Genomic DNA, 16677 nt, shown 5'->3' on the forward strand with positions numbered 1-16677 from the left:
GGGGGGGCCCCCGGGTGTTCGGGGGGGGGGGGGGGGGGGGGGGGGCCCGGGGGGGGGCGCCCGCCACCCGCCGGGGGTGCGGCCCGGGTTGGGCCCGCTCCCCGACTCAGTGTTCAGGTGTCGCCGTGGTCAGCGCGTCAGCGCCACCACTGGACCGCCTTCTCGGCGTTGATGATGCCCGCGCCGTAGAAGCCGTTGTCGTCCGCGCCGCCCTCGCAGGTGGCCTTGTACGCGCCGGTGCCGCCCGGGTTGTACTCGCCGGTCGGGCAGGGGTGCGACTCCGCCTGGTTGGTGAGCAGCTCGGTCAGCTCGTCCGGGTTGGCCCACGGGAAGGTGCTGGCGAGCAGCGCGACCACGCCGACGACGTGCGGGGTGGCCATCGAGGTGCCCTGCATGTAGCCGTACTTGTTGCCCGGGATGGTGGAGAGGATCCGACCGTCCTTGTCCGGGGTGTCCGGGAGCTGGTAGCGGCGGTCGCCACCCGGCGCGGCGACGGTCACGACGCCCTTGCCGTAGCTGGAGTAGTACGCCTTGTCGCCCTTGACGCCCACCGAGGAGACGGCGATGACGCCGGGCAGCTCGGTCGGCAGCGACAGGCAGTCGTTGGTGACCGGGCGGGTCACCTTGGTGGTGTCGTCCGGGCTGGAGACGTCAACGGTCTTGTGCGCCAGGTCGATGTTCTCGTTGCCCGCCGCGGCGACGTTGAGGACGCCCTTGCGCTGCGAGAACGAGACCGCCTTGCGGACGGCGGCGCTGATCGCGGCCTGGTCCTTGTCGTTCGGGCAGTTGAACATCCACGGGTCGACGTAGTAGCTGTTGTTGGTCACCTTGAACTGGTGCTCACCGGCCCACACGAAGCCGCAGATCGCGTACTCGGGGTAGATGAACCCGCCGTCGTCGACGACCTTGACCGCGGCCAGCTTCACGTTCGGGGCGATGCCGACGACGCCCTTGCCGTTCTTGGCGGCGCCGATCGTGCCGGCCACGTGGGTGCCGTGGTCGCTGGTGGTGGGCTGCCAGGACTTCCAGTCGGTGTTCGGCTTGCCGCCGTCGATGCAGGAGACCGACTGCGAGGCGTCCACGTTGGCGGCCAGGTCCTCGTGCGTCGCGTCGATGCCGGAGTCCAGCACGCCGACGGTGACGTTGCGGCTGCCGAGCGAGAGCTTGTGCGCCTTGTCGACACCGATCTGGCGCATGTCCCACTGGTTGGCCTCGTACGGCTCCTGACCGGCGGCGGGCGCGGCGGAGGGCTCGGCGGCGACGTCGGCCTTGGCCTGGTCGGCGGCGGTGATGCCCTTGGTGCGGCTGGCACCGACGGAGTCGACGCCCTTGGCCTGGCGCAGCTTCTGCGCGAACGCGGTGTCGTCCGAGCGGGCGATGACGACGCCGATCTGCTCGTACGAGTACACCACCGAGCCGCCGAGGGCGGTGATCGCCTTCTCGACCTTCTGCACCTGGCCGTGGTTGGCCTTGGTGTTGACGACGTAGCTGAGCAGCGGACCGGTCGTCGAGCCCGCCGAGGGGGCCGCGACGGCGGTGCCGGCCGGGAGCGCGAGGGCGCCGGCGGTGGCGAGCACGAGGCCCACCGCCGCGAACCGGGTCCGGCTGATCCGAGGAACTCTCATAGGGGTTGGCCCTCCCGAGTCGTCATGCGGCAGCTGCGGTGTGGCAGGTGCGCCTGGAATGATCGGGACGCTAATGAATATTCGCTGATAAGCGCAAGAGGTAGTCATCTAATCGTCACATGTTGGCCAACATCGGAACCGAGGAGTCCGGAGGCCCAACATGTCAACAGAGTTGAAGAGTGTTAAAAAGTGACGGTCCGCCGACGTGCTACGGTGCGCCGGGCAGTGAGTACAGCGTCCGGGCGTTGTCGGCGGCGACCAACCGGGCCAGCCGCTGCGCGTCCGCCGCCGAACAGGCGCCACCCGCCTGCCAGTCGGCCAGCACCGCCCCCAGTCCGTACCGGAACTGGGCGGCGCCCACCAGGTACAACTCGGGCAGCCCGTACGCGTCGGTGGAGAACAACAGCTTGCCGAACGGCGCCAGTTCCAGCATCTCGCCCAGCACCGCAGCCACCCGCGGGCCGGTGTAGGAGGCGGTCAGCCCGAGGTCGGTGTACACCGTCGGGAAGGCCTGGGCCAGCCACCCGGCCTGGCGGTGGTACGGGTAGCAGTGCAGCAGCACCAGCGGGACGCCGCTCGGCTCGGCGGCGCGCACGAAACCGGTCAGCAGCGACGGATCGGCCCGGTGCAGGGTGAGGTCGGGATCGCCGAAGCCGGTGTGGAGTTGGAGCGGCAGGCCCAGCCCGGCACAGACGTCCACGGCCGTCCAGAGCAGGTGGTGCAGCAGCACCGGATCGGCCAGCCGGCCCCGCCCGCCGCGCAGCCAGGCGCCGGCCGCGGCCACCACCGCCGCCCGCGCGGGCCGTTCGGCGGGGGCGGCCAGGCCGTGCCGGTAGGCGAGCACCGACTTGACCGCGACCGCACCCGCGGCGGCCGCCGCCAGCGCCTCCCCGACGGCCTGCGGCCAGGACTCGGCCGGGCCCGCCACCGTTTCGGCCACCGACTCCAACCGGACCACCTCGTGCACCACCGCCCCGGCGGCCGCGGCCAGTTCGCCGAGCGGCAGCAGCGGAAGGCCCGCGGCGGCGGTCAGCCCGGTGTCCACCAGGCAGGTGTCCAGCCCGGCCGCGGCCAGCAGCCGGCGGGTGGCCTCGGCGCCGCCCAGCTCCCGCCGCCGGGCCAGGTAGTCGGCGGCCGGGGCGTGCGCGGGCAGGCCGAGAACGGGCGGGCACCAGCGCCGGACGGCCAGGCCGAGCGCGCTGTCGAAGGGCGAACAGCCGGGCGCGGGCGGCCGGTCGGACTCGGTGAGCAGCCCGGCCAGGGCGTCGTCGGCGAGGTCGGCCGCCACCACGCTGTGGCAGTGGTGGTCGACCAGCGCGGGCACCGCCGGGGCCCCGGCGTGCACCGGTCAGTACCGCCAGCGGGTGGCGGCGACCAGTTGCTCGGGGGTGGCGGCGGCGTACTGCTCGCCCTCCGCCCGGCGCACCGCCAGCACCGCCTCGTACAGCGGCCCGCCGAGCGCCTCCCGCAGCACCGCCGAGCGCTCGTACGCGGCCAGCGCCTGCGCCGGTCCGGTCGGCAGCCGGGGCACCGCGCCGGGCTCGGCGGCGGCCGGGTCGCCGGTGAACTCCGTTGGCAGCTCCCGGTGTTGGTCGAGGCCGGCGAGACCGGCGGCGAGCACCGCGCCGACCGCCAGGTACGGATTGGCGCTGGCGTCGAAGCACTTGATCTCGGCGTTGGCGGCGTCGGCCCGCTCCCCCGTGGAGCCCGTCACCAGGCGCAGCGCGGCCTCGCGGTTCTCCAGGCCCCAGCACTGGTAGGCGCCGGCCCAGTGCGAGGGCACCAGCCGCAGGTAGCCGGCCGGGCTGGAGCAGCCCAGCACCAGGAGTTCGGGCAGCGCGCCGAGCACCCCGGCGAGGAAGCCCTCGGCCTCGGCGGTCAGGCCGTACGGGCCGGGGCCGCCGTGGCCGAGGTTGCGGCCGTCCCGCCAGAGGCTCAGGTGCAGGTGCCCGCCGTTGCCGACCGCACCGGGCTCGACCACGGGGGCGAAGGAGACCCGCAGGCCGTGCCGGGCGGAGACGGCCCGCACGGTGTGCCGGACCAGGACGGAGGTGTCGGCGGCGCCGACCGGGCCCTCGGGGGCCACCGAGACCTCGAACTGGCCCGGGGCGTACTCGGGGTGGATCTGCAGGACGGTCAGCCCCTGCTCGCCGAGGGCGCGCAGGACGTCCCGCAGGTAGTCGGTGAGGTCGGTGAGCCGGTGCATCCCGTACGCGGGGCCGTGCGTCGGGTACTGCGGCTCCTCCTGCGGGCCGCCGGCGAGGGCGACCACCCACTCGACCTCGATGCCGGCCCGCAGGGTCAGCCCGCGCTCGGCGGCCGCGGCCTCCATCCGGCGGGCGAACAGCCGCTGGCAGCCGGGGTGCGGGGTGCCGGCCTGGGTGTGCCGGTCCCCCGGGGCCCAGGCCCAGCCGGGCTGGGCGGCCAGCGGGACGACCCGGTCGAGGTCGGGGTAGAGCCGCAGGTCCCCGGTGGGGCCGCCGGTGCTCGGGCTGGTGGTGATGCCGTCGTCGGCGAGGAAGACGTCGAAGCAGGGTGCGGTGCCTACGCCCCACTGCGCGGCGTGCACCAGGGCGCCCAGCGGGACGGCCTTGACCCGGGTGATGCCCGCGTTGTCCACCCAGGTGACGGCCACCGCGTCGACGGCGGCGGTGCGCAGTCGGTCGACGGCGGCCTCGGCCTGTTCGACGCGCGCGGCGCGCGGGGGCAGCGTGACGGCGGCGAGGTGCCCGCCGAGGCCTCCGGCCGGGCCGGTGGAGCCGGAGGCGGACGCGGCGGGGCCGGCGGCGGTTCCGAGGGTCATGCCCCCCATGCTGCCCCGCCCGCCGCGGCCGGGTAACTCCCCTATCGGGTGGTCCCCGTGGACGTCCGTCCGCCCGTTCACCCGTTCGGGCCGCCACCGGACCCCGCCCCGCCGTCCGGATGCCTTTTGTGACGCCCGCACCCCTTCCTACTCGCGGGTAGCTTCGCTACAGTGGCCGGACGCACCACCGCCGGGCTACGGGAGCCGCACCGGCGGGGGCCTGCGGTCGCCGTGTCCACGGCGGGCGCGCGGTGCGTCATTCACCGGCCGGCGCCGCGAACCGCGGCGGGCCGGGTCTCCTTCCTCGTATCAGAGCCGCTTCCTTTCACCCTTGAGCGCCTGAGCACCACGGCACACCCCTCAGTTCGGCCGGAGCGGACCGGCCGCCGGGGCCGTGTGCCGGAACCCGTCATCTCCCCAGCCCCGCGCGCGGACCCTCCCCCGGCGGCGGCCGCCCCCGCCGCACGCGCGGGCGCGGCGGCCCGCCCGCCGGGGCGTGCGCGGGCCCTTCAGGACTAGGAGTCAGGACAGATGGAGCGTCCCTTTTCCACGGTCGCCGTCGTCGGCCTCGGCACGATGGGTGCCGGTGTCGCGGTGGCCGTCGCCAGGAGCGGCCGCCGGGTGATCGGCATCGAGGCCACCGAGGACTCTGCCGCCCGGGCACTGGCCCGGATCGAGGAGGCGACCGCGCACGCGGTCGACCGGGAGCGGATCACCGCCGGGGAGCGCACCGCGCTGCTGGCGCTGATCTCGGTCGGCCACGAGCTGTCGGCCGCCGCCGGGGCCGAGCTGGTGGTCGAGGAGGTGCCCGAGCAGCTGGAGCTGAAGCGGGAGCTCTTCGCCGAGCTGGACCGGATCTGCCCGGCGGGGACGGTGCTGGCCACCGGCACCACCGCGCTCTCGGTGACCCGGATCGCCGCCGCGACCGCCCGCCCGGAGCGGGTGCTGGGCCTGCACTTCTTCAACCCGGTGCACAGCATGAAGCTGGTCGAGGTGGTCCGCACGGTGCTGACCTCCCCGCAGGTCGCCGAGGACGCCGCCGCGTTCGCCCGGGACCTCGGCAAGGAGCCGGTGGCGGCCGGCGACCGGGCCGGCTTCGTGGTCAACGGCCTGCTGTTCGCGTACCTGAACCAGGCCGCCGCGATGTACGAGTCCAAGTACGCCTCCCGGGAGGACATCGACGCCGCGATGCGGCTCGGCTGCGGCCTGCCGATGGGCCCGCTGGCGCTGCTCGACCTGATCGGCGTGGACACCGCGCGGACCGTCCTGGAGGCAATGTACGAGCAGTCCCGGGACCGCCTGCACGCGCCCGCCCCGATCCTCGGCCAGCTGGTCGCGGCCGGGCTGCTGGGCCGCAAGTCCGGCCGCGGCTTCTACACCTACGAGGCGCCCGGCTCGTCCAGGGCCGTCGACGCGGCGACCGGCCCGGCGCGGGCCGCGGTGGCGGGCCGGGAGGTCCGCACGGTCGGCGTCTGCGGCTCGGGCACCATGGCGACCGGCATCGCCGAGGTCTTCGCCAAGGCCGGCCGCCCGGTGCTGCTGGCCGCCCGCAGCCAGGAGAAGGCCGACCGGGCCAAGGCGCAGCTGGCGAAGTCGCTGGCGCGCGCGGTCGACCGGGGCCGGCTGAGCGCGCAGGCGCGGGACGCCGCGCTGGCGCTGGTCACCCCGGTCGGCCAGTACGCCGAACTGGCCGAGGTGGACCTGGTGATCGAGGCGGTGGCCGAGGACCTGACGGTCAAGCGCGAGCTGTTCGCCGCCCTGGACAAGATCGTCAGGCCGGGCGCGGTGCTCGCCACCACCACCTCCTCGCTGCCGGTGATCAGCTGCGCGACCGCCACCTCGCGGCCGCAGGACGTGATCGGCATGCACTTCTTCAACCCGGCGCCGGCCATGAAGCTGGTCGAGGTGGTCTCCACCGTGCTGACCGCGCCGGACGTCACCGCGACCGTGCTGGAGCTGACCGCCGAGGTCCGCAAGCACCCGGTGGAGTGCGGCGACCGGGCCGGCTTCATCGTCAACGCGCTGCTCTTCCCCTACCTGAACGACGCGGTGCGGATGCTCCAGGAGCACTACGCGACGGTGGACGACATCGACACCGCGATGAAGCTGGGCTGCGGCTACCCGATGGGCCCGTTCGAGCTGTTGGACGTGGTCGGCCTGGACGTCTCGCTGACCATCGAGCAGGTGCTGCACCAGGAGTTCCGCGAGCCGGGCCTGGCGGCCGCACCGCTGCTGGAGCACCTGGTCGCCGCCGGCTGCCTGGGCCGCAAGACCGGCCGCGGCTTCCGCGACCACGCGCGCCGGTGACCACGCCAGCTGCCGGGGGCGCCGCCGCGCGCGAGGCGGCGCCGCCCGGGGCCGGGCCGTCCGCGGCCGGGTCGGGCCCGGTCAGACCGGGCTGGAGCCCGGGGACGGTGTCCGCGCGCTGGCCCAGACCGGCCGTCACCGGCCCGGTCGCACCGGTCCGTCGGGGAAGGGCCGCGGCCGAACCGCCGGGGCCGTGTAGCGTTCCGGACATGGATCGGGTTCAGTCAGCCACCCCGCAGCACTCCGCCGGACCGCGCGGCGCCGACCGGACGGCCTCCTCGACCGGGGGCACCGGGCCGGAAGGGGGGCCGGGCAGCCGCCGGGCGGCGGCGCAGCGCCAGCAGATGCGTCAGGACCTGGCCACGGCCGCGATGGAGCTGTTCTCCTCGCAGGGCTACGAGGAGACCACGGTCGACCAGATCGCGGCCGCCGCCGGGGTGGCCCGGCGGACCTTCTTCCGGTACTTCCGGTCGAAGGAGGAGGCGATCTTCCCGGACCACGACGACACCCTCGTCCGGGTGGCCGACCTGCTGGCCAGCGCCGAGCCGGAGGAGCACCCGCTGGACGTGGTCTGCCGCGGCATCAAGGAGGTGCTGCGGATGTACGCCTCGACGCCGGGGGTGTCGGTCGCGCGGTACCAGCTGATCCGTCAGGTCCCGGCGCTGCGCGAGCGGGAGATCGCCGTGGTGGCCCGGTACGAGCGGCTGTTCACCCGGTACCTGCTGGGCCGCTTCGACACCGGCGAGTCCATCCCGTCGGGCTGGCAGCGCGGCGGCGAGGACGACTCGATGCTGGCCGAGGTATCGGCGGCGGCGGTCGTCGCGGCGCACAACCACGTGCTGCGGCGCTGGCTGCGGGCCGGCGGGCGCGGGGACGTGGAGGCGCAGCTGGACCACTCCTTCGAGGTGATCCGGCGGACTTTCTGGGCCGCCAGCACGCCGGGTGCCAGACGCCGCGGCTCCCTGGTGGCACCGGGTGCCAATGGGGCTCCCGGTGACGTGCTGGCCGAGAGCGCACTGAGTGCCAGCCCTGGAGGTGAGGTGCTCATCACAGTCGCCCGGACGGACGCCCCGCTGGACGTGGTGGTGGACAGCATCCGGGCCGCACTGAGTGGCGCCAGGGAGTCCTGAGGTCACCATCTAGCCAGGTCAGAGCGATATCGAGGGCCCGCGTCGAGCAGTCGGCGCGGGCCCTTTCGGCGTCCGCCGCAGCGCGTTCGAGGGCCGTTCCAGCGCGCCGGAATTCGTGACACCCGGTGTCTTTACGAGTGGCACAGGGTGCCACTACCTTGTTACTCACCAGTCGCGGCGCCGCGGCTCCCCACCTCGGCGCGCCGTCGTCCGGCGTTCCCACACCCCGGGAGCAGTGCGCGTTCGGCCCGGTCCACCCCGGGCGCCCAGCCCGACCACCACCACCCACCTCAGCGAAGCCGGTGTCCGCTCCCGGCTACCCCAGACGCCCTGTGCCCTCACACAGGTACGCCTTCGGAGGCAGCCATGCAGGAAATCCTCGACGCGATCCTCAGCAACGACGCCACGTCGGAGGACTTCGCCGCCGTCAAGCTTCCCGAGTCCTACCGAGCGGTGACGCTCCACAAGGACGAGGAGCAGCTGTTCGCGGGCCTCGACAGCCGCGACAAGGACCCCCGCAAGTCCCTTCACCTCGACGAGGTCGCCCTGCCCGAGCTGGGCCCCGGCGAGGCCCTGGTCGCCGTCATGGCCAGCGCGGTGAACTACAACACCGTCTGGAGCTCGATCTTCGAGCCGGTCTCCACCTTCTCCTTCCTGGAGCGCTACGGCCGGCTGTCGCCGCTCACCAAGCGCCACGACCTGCCGTACCACGTCCTCGGCTCCGACCTCGCGGGCGTGGTGCTGCGCACCGGCGCCGGCGTCAACGCCTGGAAGCCCGGCGACGAGGTCGTCGCGCACTGCCTCTCCGTCGAGCTGGAGTCCCCGGACGGCCACAACGACACGATGATGGACCCGGAGCAGCGCATCTGGGGCTTCGAGACCAACTTCGGCGGGCTGGCCCAGATCGCCCTGGTGAAGACCAACCAGCTGCTGCCCAAGCCCAAGCACCTCACCTGGGAGGAGGCCGCCTCCCCCGGCCTGGTCAACTCCACCGCGTACCGCCAGCTGGTCTCGCGCAACGGCGCCGGCATGAAGCAGGGCGACAACGTGCTGATCTGGGGCGCCAGCGGCGGCCTCGGCTCGTACGCCACCCAGTACGCGCTGGCCGGCGGCGCCACCCCGATCTGCGTGGTCTCCAACGACCAGAAGGCCGGGATCTGCCGCGCCATGGGCGCCGAGGCGATCATCGACCGCTCCGCCGAGGGCTACAAGTTCTGGAAGGACGAGCACACCCAGGACCCGCGCGAGTGGAAGCGCCTGGGCGCGAAGATCCGCGAGTTCACCGGCGGCGAGGACGTCGACATCGTCTTCGAGCACCCGGGCCGGGAGACCTTCGGCGCCTCGGTGTACGTCACCCGCAAGGGCGGCACCATCGTCACCTGCGCCTCCACCTCCGGCTTCATGCACCAGTACGACAACCGCTACCTGTGGATGTCGCTCAAGCGCATCGTCGGCTCGCACTTCGCCAACTACCGCGAGGCCTTCGAGGCCAACCGCCTGATCGCCAAGGGCAAGATCCACCCGACCCTGTCCAAGGTCTACTCCCTGGAGGAGACCGGCCAGGCCGCCCTCGACGTGCACCACAACAAGCACCAGGGCAAGGTCGGCGTGCTCTGCCTGGCGCCGGAGGAGGGCCTGGGCGTGCGCGACCACGCGCTGCGCGAGCTGCACCTGCCGGCGATCAACCGCTTCCGGAACGTCTGAGGCAGATCCGATGACCGATCAGCACGAGCGCGACCGCCCCTGGCTGATGCGCACCTACGCCGGGCACTCCACCGCGAGCGACTCCAACGCGCTCTACCGGCGGAACCTGGCGAAGGGCCAGACGGGCCTGTCCGTCGCCTTCGACCTGCCGACCCAGACCGGCTACGACTCCGACCACCTTCTCGCCCGCGGCGAGGTGGGCCGGGTCGGCGTCCCGGTCGGCCACGTCGGCGACATGCGCACCCTGTTCGACGGCATCCCGCTCGAACAGACCAACACCTCCATGACGATCAACGCCACCGCGATGTGGCTGCTGGCGCTCTACCAGGTGGTCGCCGAGGAGCAGGGCGCCGACATCGCCAAGCTCACCGGCACCACCCAGAACGACATCGTCAAGGAGTACCTGTCGCGCGGGACGCACGTCTTCCCGCCCGGCCCCTCGGTGCGCCTGATCACCGACATGATCGCCTACACCGTCGGCCGCATCCCCAAGTGGAACCCGATCAACATCTGCAGCTACCACCTGCAGGAGGCCGGGGCCACGCCCGTCCAGGAGATCGCCTACGCGATGTGCACCGCCATCTCGGTGCTCGACGCCGTCCGCGACTCCGGCCAGGTGCCGGCCGAGCGGATGGGCGAGGTGGTCGCCCGGATCTCCTTCTTCGTCAACGCCGGCGTGCGCTTCGTCGAGGAGATGTGCAAGATGCGCGCCTTCGCCCAGCTGTGGGAGAAGGTCACGCTGGAGCGCTACGGCGTCCAGGACCCGAAGCAGCGCCGCTTCCGCTACGGCGTCCAGGTCAACTCGCTCGGCCTGACCGAGGCCCAGCCGGAGAACAACGTCCAGCGGATCGTCCTGGAGATGCTGGCCGTCACCCTCTCCAAGGACGCCCGCGCCCGCGCCGTCCAACTGCCCGCCTGGAACGAGGCGCTGGGCCTGCCCCGGCCCTGGGACCAGCAGTGGTCGCTGCGGATCCAGCAGGTGCTGGCCTACGAGTCGGACCTGCTGGAGTACGGCGACCTCTTCAACGGCTCCGAGGTGATCGAGGCCAAGACCGCCGACCTGCTGGCCGGCGCCGAGGCGGAGATCGCCAAGGTGCTGGCGATGGGCGGGGTCATTCCCGCCGTGGAGTCCGGCTACCTGAAGTCCAACCTGGTCTCCTCGCACGCCGCCCGGCGGGCCCGGATCGAGTCCGGCGAGGACAAGATCGTCGGCGTCAACTGCTTCGACACCACCGAGGAGAGCCCGCTCACGGCCGACCTCGACACCGCCATCATGGTCGTCGACCCGGCCTCCGAGCAGTCCGTGCTCGCCGCCCTGGAGGCCTGGCGCGGACAGCGCGACGAGGCCGCCGTCCAGACCGCGCTGGCCGAGCTCAAGGCCACCGCGGCCACCGACGCCAACCTGGTGCCGGCCACGCTCGCCTGCGCCCGGGCCGGCGTCACCACCGGCGAGTGGGCCTTCGCCCTGCGCGAGGTCTTCGGCGAGTACCGCGCGCCCACCGGCGTCGGCGGCGCCCCGGTCGCGGTGGCCGCCGAACCCGGCGGGGAACTGGCCGCGGTGCGCGCCGCCGTCGCCGCCACCGCCGAGGAACTGGGCTCCGGCAAACTGCGCCTGCTGGTCGGCAAGCCCGGCCTGGACGGACACTCCAACGGCGCCGAGCAGATCGCCGTCCGGGCCCGCGACGCCGGGTTCGAGGTGGTCTACCAGGGCATCCGGCTGACCCCCGAGCAGATCGTCTCCGCCGCCGTCGCGGAGGACGTGCACTGCGTGGGCCTGTCGATCCTCTCCGGCGCCCACTGCGAGCTGGTGCCCGACGTCCTGCGCCGGCTGCGCCGGGCCGGGGTGCAGGATGTCCCGGTGATCGTGGGTGGCATCATCCCGGCAGCGGACGGCGAGGCCCTCAAGGCCGCCGGCGTCGCCGCCGTGTTCACCCCGAAGGACTTCGGCATCACCACCATCATCGGCCGGATCGTGGACGAGATCCGGCTCGCCAACAAGCTCCAGCCCTGGACGCCCGCACCCGCGCCCACCAGCTGACCACTGGGAAGGAACCGACCCACCCTCATGGCTACCGTCAACCGTCTGCGCCCGCGCCGCTCCTGCCTCGCCGTGCCCGGCAGCAACCCGCGCTTCCTGGAGAAGGCCCAGGGCCTCCCCGCCGACCAGGTCTTCCTCGACCTGGAGGACGCCTGCGCCCCCCTGGCCAAGGAGGGCGCCCGCCACCACATCGTCGACGCGCTCAACAACGGCGACTGGGGCGGCAAGACCCGCGTCGTCCGGGTCAACGACTGGACCACCCACTGGACCTACCGCGACGTGATCACCGTCGTCGAGGGCGCCGGCCCCAACCTCGACTGCATCATGCTGCCCAAGGTCCAGGACGCCGAGCAGGTCAAGGCGCTCGACCTGCTGCTCACCCAGATCGAGAAGACCATGGGCTTCGAGGTCGGCCGGATCGGCATCGAGGCGCAGATCGAGAACGCCAAGGGCCTGGTCAACGTCGACGCCATCGCCGAGGCCTCGCCCCGGCTGGAGACCATCATCTTCGGCCCCGCCGACTTCATGGCCTCCATCAACATGAAGTCCCTGGTGGTCGGCGAGCAGCCGGCCGGCTACCCGGCCGACGCCTACCACTACATCCTGATGCGCATCCTGATGGCCGCCCGCGCCAACGACCTCCAGGCCATCGACGGCCCGTACCTGCAGATCCGCAACCAGGAGGGCTACCGCGAGGTCGCCCGGCGCGCCGCCGCCCTCGGCTTCGACGGCAAGTGGGTGCTCCACCCCGACCAGGTCGGCGCCGCGAACGAGATCTTCTCGCCCTCCCAGGAGGACTACGACCACGCCGAGCTGATCCTCGACGCCTACGACTGGTGCACCTCCGAGGCGGGCGGCGCCAAGGGCTCCGCGATGCTCGGCGACGAGATGATCGACGAGGCCAGCCGCAAGATGGCCCTGGTCATCGCCGGCAAGGGCCGGGCCGCCGGCCTGGAGCGCACCACCAAGTTCGAGATCCCGGAAAGCTGAGGCCCGCCGCGATGCAGTTCGGACGCACCTACGAGGAGTTCGAGGTCGGCGCGGTCTACAAGCACTGGCCCGGCAAGACCGTCACCGAATACGACGACCACCTCTTCTGCCTGCTCACCATGAACCACCACCCGCTCCACCTGGACACCAACTACGCCGAGCGGACGACGGACTTCGGCAGGAACGTGGTGGTGGGCAACTACATCTACTCGCTGCTGCTGGGCATGTCCGTCCCGGACGTCTCCGGCAAGGCCATCGCCAACCTGGAGATCGAGTCGCTGCGGCACGTCGCGCCGACCTTCCACGGCGACACCCTCTACGGCGAGACCACCGTGCTCGACAAGTGGCCGTCCAAGTCCAAGGACGACCGCGGCATCGTGTACGTCGAGACCAAGGGGTACAAGCAGGACGGCACGGTCGTCTGCATCTTCCGCCGCAAGGTGATGGTGCCGACCGGGACGTACATCAAGGAGCGCGGCGGCGAGCAGCCCGGCCGCCCGACTCCCCTTTCCTAGGACCCCTTTCCTGGGACCCCGGATCTCCCCAGACCCCGGAGGGGCCGGCCGCCGTCATCGGCCGACCCCCACCCGGAACGGGGGCCCTGCTGCCGCAGCCACGCCGGCAGGGCCCCCGGCAATCCCCCCCCCCCCCGCCCCCTCAAACCTTTCGGAGCCGCACGATGGGACGCCTGGCACAGACCGACGGCCTCACCGAGATCCAGCGGGACATCCTCGCCACCGTGCGGGATTTCGTCGACAAGGAGATCATTCCGGTCGCGACCGAGCTGGAACACAAGGACGAGTACCCGACCGCCATCGTCGAGGGGATGAAGCAGCTCGGCCTCTTCGGCCTCACCATCCCCGAGGAGTACGGCGGCCTCGGCGAGTCGCTGCTCACCTACGCCCTGGTGGTCGAGGAGATCGCCCGCGGCTGGATGAGCGTGTCCGGCATCGTCAACACCCACTTCATCGTGGCGCACATGATCAACGCCCACGGCACCCAGGAACAGAAGGACCACTTCCTGCCGAAGATGGCCGCCGGGGAAATCCGCGGCGCGTTCTCGATGTCCGAGCCCGGCCTCGGCTCCGACGTTTCGGCCATCTCCACCAAGGGCGTCAAGGACGGGGAGTTCTACGTCCTCAACGGCCAGAAGATGTGGCTCACCAACGGCGGCACCTCCACCCTCGTCGCGGTCCTGTGCAAGACCGACGAGGGCGGCAGCACCCCGTACAAGAACATGACCACCTTCCTGATCGAGAAGACCCCCGGATTCGGCCCGAACCCGACCGTCCCCGGCCTCACCGTGCCCGGGAAGATCGAGAAGATGGGCTACAAGGGCGTCGACACCACCGAACTGGTCCTCCAGGACGTCCGGATCCCGGCCGACCGCATCCTCGGCGGCGTCCCCGGGCGCGGCTTCTACCAGATGATGGACGGCGTCGAGGTCGGCCGCGTCAACGTCGCCGCCCGCGGCTGCGGCGTCGCCCGCCGCGCCTTCGAACTCGGCATCTCCTACGCCCAGCAGCGCTCCACCTTCGGCAAGAAGATCGCCGAGCACCAGGCCATCCAGTTCAAGCTCGCCGAGATGGCCACCAAGGTCGAGGCCGCCCACCAGATGATGGTCATGGCCGCCCGCAAGAAGGACGGCGGCGAGCGCAACGACCTCGAAGCCGGCATGGCCAAGTACCTCGCCTCCGAGTACTGCAAGGAGGTCGTCGAGGACGCCTTCCGCATCCACGGCGGCTACGGCTTCTCCAAGGAGTACGAGATCGAACGGCTCTACCGCGAGGCCCCGATGCTGCTCATCGGTGAAGGAACTGCGGAGATCCAGAAGATGATCGTCGGACGCCGGCTCCTGGAGGAGTACCGGATCGCGGAGTGAGCACCGGGTCACCCCGGCTCGACGAGCGGCCCCCGGGGCGCTCCGGGCCGGCTGGACGACCCCTTCCGAACCGCCGGTCGACGGGCGTGCGGGCCCGTCCCGGCCACCCGCCGTGCCCATCACGACCCCGGCCTGGTCCGCCTGGGTCCGGCACGGCCCTCCGGGAGCGGCCGCAGGGCGTACAGCTGCAACGACACGCCCCGCGGCCGCTTCCGCACACCCTCGACAGGCCGTGTCCCGCGCCCCCGGCGGACCGCGAACGGCCCGTTCCGCCCACCGGGTTCCGCCGACGGGCCTGTTGAGACAAGTGTCACCAGCCCCGTCCGGTCCCTTGGGAACCGGACCGGGGCGAGCTACGGTCGTAGAGGTGGGACGCGCACACGCGCTTCCATCGGACACGTGAACGAGCAGGCGGGTTGCCCACCCACCGTGTGCTCCCGATAGCATCCACCGGGACAGCAAGCCGTCCCTCTATTACCCGATCCCGCGGTGGCCCCCGTCCAGCGGCCATGATCCCCCGCGACAAAGGTCTTCGATGCCCATCAGCCCGTCCCCTCACACCTCCGTCACGGACCGCGATGCCCTCGCAGCCACGACGGCCGGTCGGCGACCCCGCGTGACCATCGCGCGCGGAGCCACCCCCTGGTTCGTCCCCACCCTCGCCACGGCCGCCGTGACCACCGCCCTCACCCGGCGCAGCGGCAAGTGGGCCCTGGCAGCGGTACCCGCCTGTGCGCTCAGCGCGGGCATGCTGTGGTTCTTCCGCGACCCCGAGCGTGAGATCGGCGCGGGCAGAGTGATCTCCCCCGCCGACGGCGTGGTGCAGAGCATCGACGCCTGGCCGGACGGCCGCACCCGGGTCGCGATCTTCATGAGCCCGCTCAACGTCCACGTCAACCGCGCGCCCCTGCCCGGCACGGTGACGTCGGTCGAGCACGTCGCGGGCGGCTTCGTCCCCGCGTTCAACAAGGACAGCGACCAGAACGAGCGGGTCGTCTGGCACTTCGACACCGAGCTCGGCGACATCGAGATGGTGCAGATCGCGGGGGCCGTGGCCCGTCGCATCGTGCCGTACGTCGCCGCCGGTACCAAGGTCGAGCAGGGCGACCGGATCGGCCTGATCCGGTTCGGCTCCCGGGTCGACACCTACCTGCCGGCCGGCGTCGAGGTCGGCGTCGAGGTCGGCCAGAAGACCACAGCCGGGGTGACGCGCCTTGACCGTGACTGATCCTGAGACAATCGTCGGCCTGGACGACGAGGAGACGGCCCTGCGCCGTCGCCGCTGGGCGCGCGACCGCGAGCTGCGCGCCCCGCGCTCTCCCCAGCACCTGTCCACCGCCGACTTCCTGACCCTGGGGAACGCCGTCTGCGGCTTCCTGGCGATCTACTCGATCACCACCGGGGTCCTCGTCCCGCACATCACCAACCCGGACGCCGCACCCGACCGGCACAGCGCCGCCACCGCGGTCACGCTGCTGCTCATCGGCTCCATGTGCGACCTCTTCGACGGGCTGGTGGCGCGCAAGCTCCGCTCCTCCGCCCTCGGAGCGGAACTGGACAACCTGGCCGACCTGATCAGCTTCGGCATCGCGCCGGCCTACTTCGTCGCCGTCTGGGGCATGGTCTCGCAGGGCTCCAACAGCAAGCTCTCGGCGCTCATCGCGATCACCGTCCTGCTCGCGGTCGTCCTGCGGCTCGCCCGCTTCTCCGCCGTCAAGATGCGACCCGGGGTGTTCCAGGGCATGCCCTGCCCGATGGGCGCGATGACGGTGATCGCCATCGTGCTGCTCGACCCGCCGTTCCTGCCCGGTCTGCTCGCCATCTTCGGCGCCGCGTACCTCATGGTCAGCCGGATCGAGTACCCCAAGCCCCAGGGGCTGCTGGCCACCGCCACGCTGTGCTGGATCGTCGTCTCCATCGGCTGCCTCGCGGCCTGGGCGACCGGCCTGCCCGGCGGCGACGCCCTGATGCACGTCGGCGCCTTCGCCCAGATCACGCTCGCCGCGATGGCCCCACTGCTGGTCATCCGGCGCAAGGTCGGACAGAAGGTCGGCGACGTCCGCGCCAGGCGGGCGGAGTCCCGCCTCGGCTAGTCGTTCCCGTACGCGAGAGGGGGGGGGGGGGGGGGCGGCGGGCGGGCCCCGGCGGGGTGAGGGCGGGCGCTGGAGGGCGGGGGGGGGCGACGGGGGGGGGGCGCG

General features: G+C 72.4%; 12 protein-coding genes. 9 read left to right on the plus strand and 3 right to left on the minus strand.

What is annotated here, in order from left to right; genetic code table 11:
• Positions 1-137 precede the first annotated feature (137 nt).
• The 3 genes from ACFV6I_RS14945 to ACFV6I_RS14955 form a co-directional block, all read right to left on the minus strand.
• On the minus strand, positions 138-1625 hold the full coding sequence (locus ACFV6I_RS14945) for a S8 family serine peptidase (protein WP_063349599.1): 1488 nt from the start codon (positions 1623-1625) through the stop codon (positions 138-140).
• 208 nt (positions 1626-1833) lie between these two features.
• Complete coding sequence (locus tag ACFV6I_RS14950; protein ID WP_380425510.1) at positions 1834-2970, minus strand: amidohydrolase family protein; 1137 nt, start codon at positions 2968-2970, stop codon at positions 1834-1836.
• A 3-nt stretch (positions 2971-2973) separates the two neighbouring features.
• On the minus strand, positions 2974-4428 hold the full coding sequence (locus ACFV6I_RS14955; protein ID WP_380425512.1) for a glutamine synthetase: 1455 nt from the start codon (positions 4426-4428) through the stop codon (positions 2974-2976).
• 531 nt (positions 4429-4959) lie between these two features.
• On the opposite strand from ACFV6I_RS14955, the gene ACFV6I_RS14960 reads away from it, so the two are divergent.
• From ACFV6I_RS14960 to ACFV6I_RS15000, 9 genes are all read left to right on the plus strand, one after another.
• Positions 4960-6735: a 3-hydroxyacyl-CoA dehydrogenase family protein gene (locus ACFV6I_RS14960; RefSeq protein WP_380425514.1), complete on the plus strand. Its 1776-nt coding sequence runs from the start codon at positions 4960-4962 to the stop codon at positions 6733-6735.
• Between the two features lie 209 nt (positions 6736-6944).
• Positions 6945-7865 (plus strand): TetR family transcriptional regulator, encoded by a 921-nt coding sequence (locus ACFV6I_RS14965; RefSeq protein ID WP_371519426.1) that lies wholly within the window; start codon positions 6945-6947, stop codon positions 7863-7865.
• 366 nt (positions 7866-8231) lie between these two features.
• Complete coding sequence (gene ccrA / locus ACFV6I_RS14970; protein WP_063349595.1) at positions 8232-9569, plus strand: crotonyl-CoA carboxylase/reductase; 1338 nt, start codon at positions 8232-8234, stop codon at positions 9567-9569.
• Between the two features lie 10 nt (positions 9570-9579).
• Complete coding sequence (locus tag ACFV6I_RS14975; protein WP_063349594.1) at positions 9580-11607, plus strand: protein meaA; 2028 nt, start codon at positions 9580-9582, stop codon at positions 11605-11607.
• A 27-nt stretch (positions 11608-11634) separates the two neighbouring features.
• Positions 11635-12597 carry a CoA ester lyase gene (locus tag ACFV6I_RS14980; protein WP_063349593.1) on the plus strand — a complete coding sequence of 321 codons (963 nt, stop codon included), beginning with the start codon at positions 11635-11637 and terminating at the stop codon, positions 12595-12597.
• 11 nt (positions 12598-12608) lie between these two features.
• Positions 12609-13112: a MaoC family dehydratase gene (locus ACFV6I_RS14985; protein ID WP_380376418.1), complete on the plus strand. Its 504-nt coding sequence runs from the start codon at positions 12609-12611 to the stop codon at positions 13110-13112.
• Between the two features lie 164 nt (positions 13113-13276).
• Entirely contained in the window at positions 13277-14479 is a 1203-nt protein-coding gene (locus ACFV6I_RS14990; RefSeq protein ID WP_063349591.1) for an acyl-CoA dehydrogenase family protein, read from the plus strand.
• Between the two features lie 535 nt (positions 14480-15014).
• Positions 15015-15707, plus strand: a complete 693-nt coding sequence (locus ACFV6I_RS14995) for a phosphatidylserine decarboxylase (protein ID WP_371519410.1) — start codon at positions 15015-15017, stop codon at positions 15705-15707.
• Positions 15694-16572, plus strand: a complete 879-nt coding sequence (locus tag ACFV6I_RS15000; RefSeq protein ID WP_030059975.1) for a CDP-alcohol phosphatidyltransferase family protein — start codon at positions 15694-15696, stop codon at positions 16570-16572. Before ACFV6I_RS14995 ends, ACFV6I_RS15000 begins: the two co-directional genes overlap by 14 nt.
• Positions 16573-16677 lie beyond the last annotated feature (105 nt).

Source organism: Kitasatospora sp. NPDC059803 (assembly GCF_042732255.1).
In the GTDB taxonomy this organism is placed as follows: domain Bacteria; phylum Actinomycetota; class Actinomycetes; order Streptomycetales; family Streptomycetaceae; genus Kitasatospora.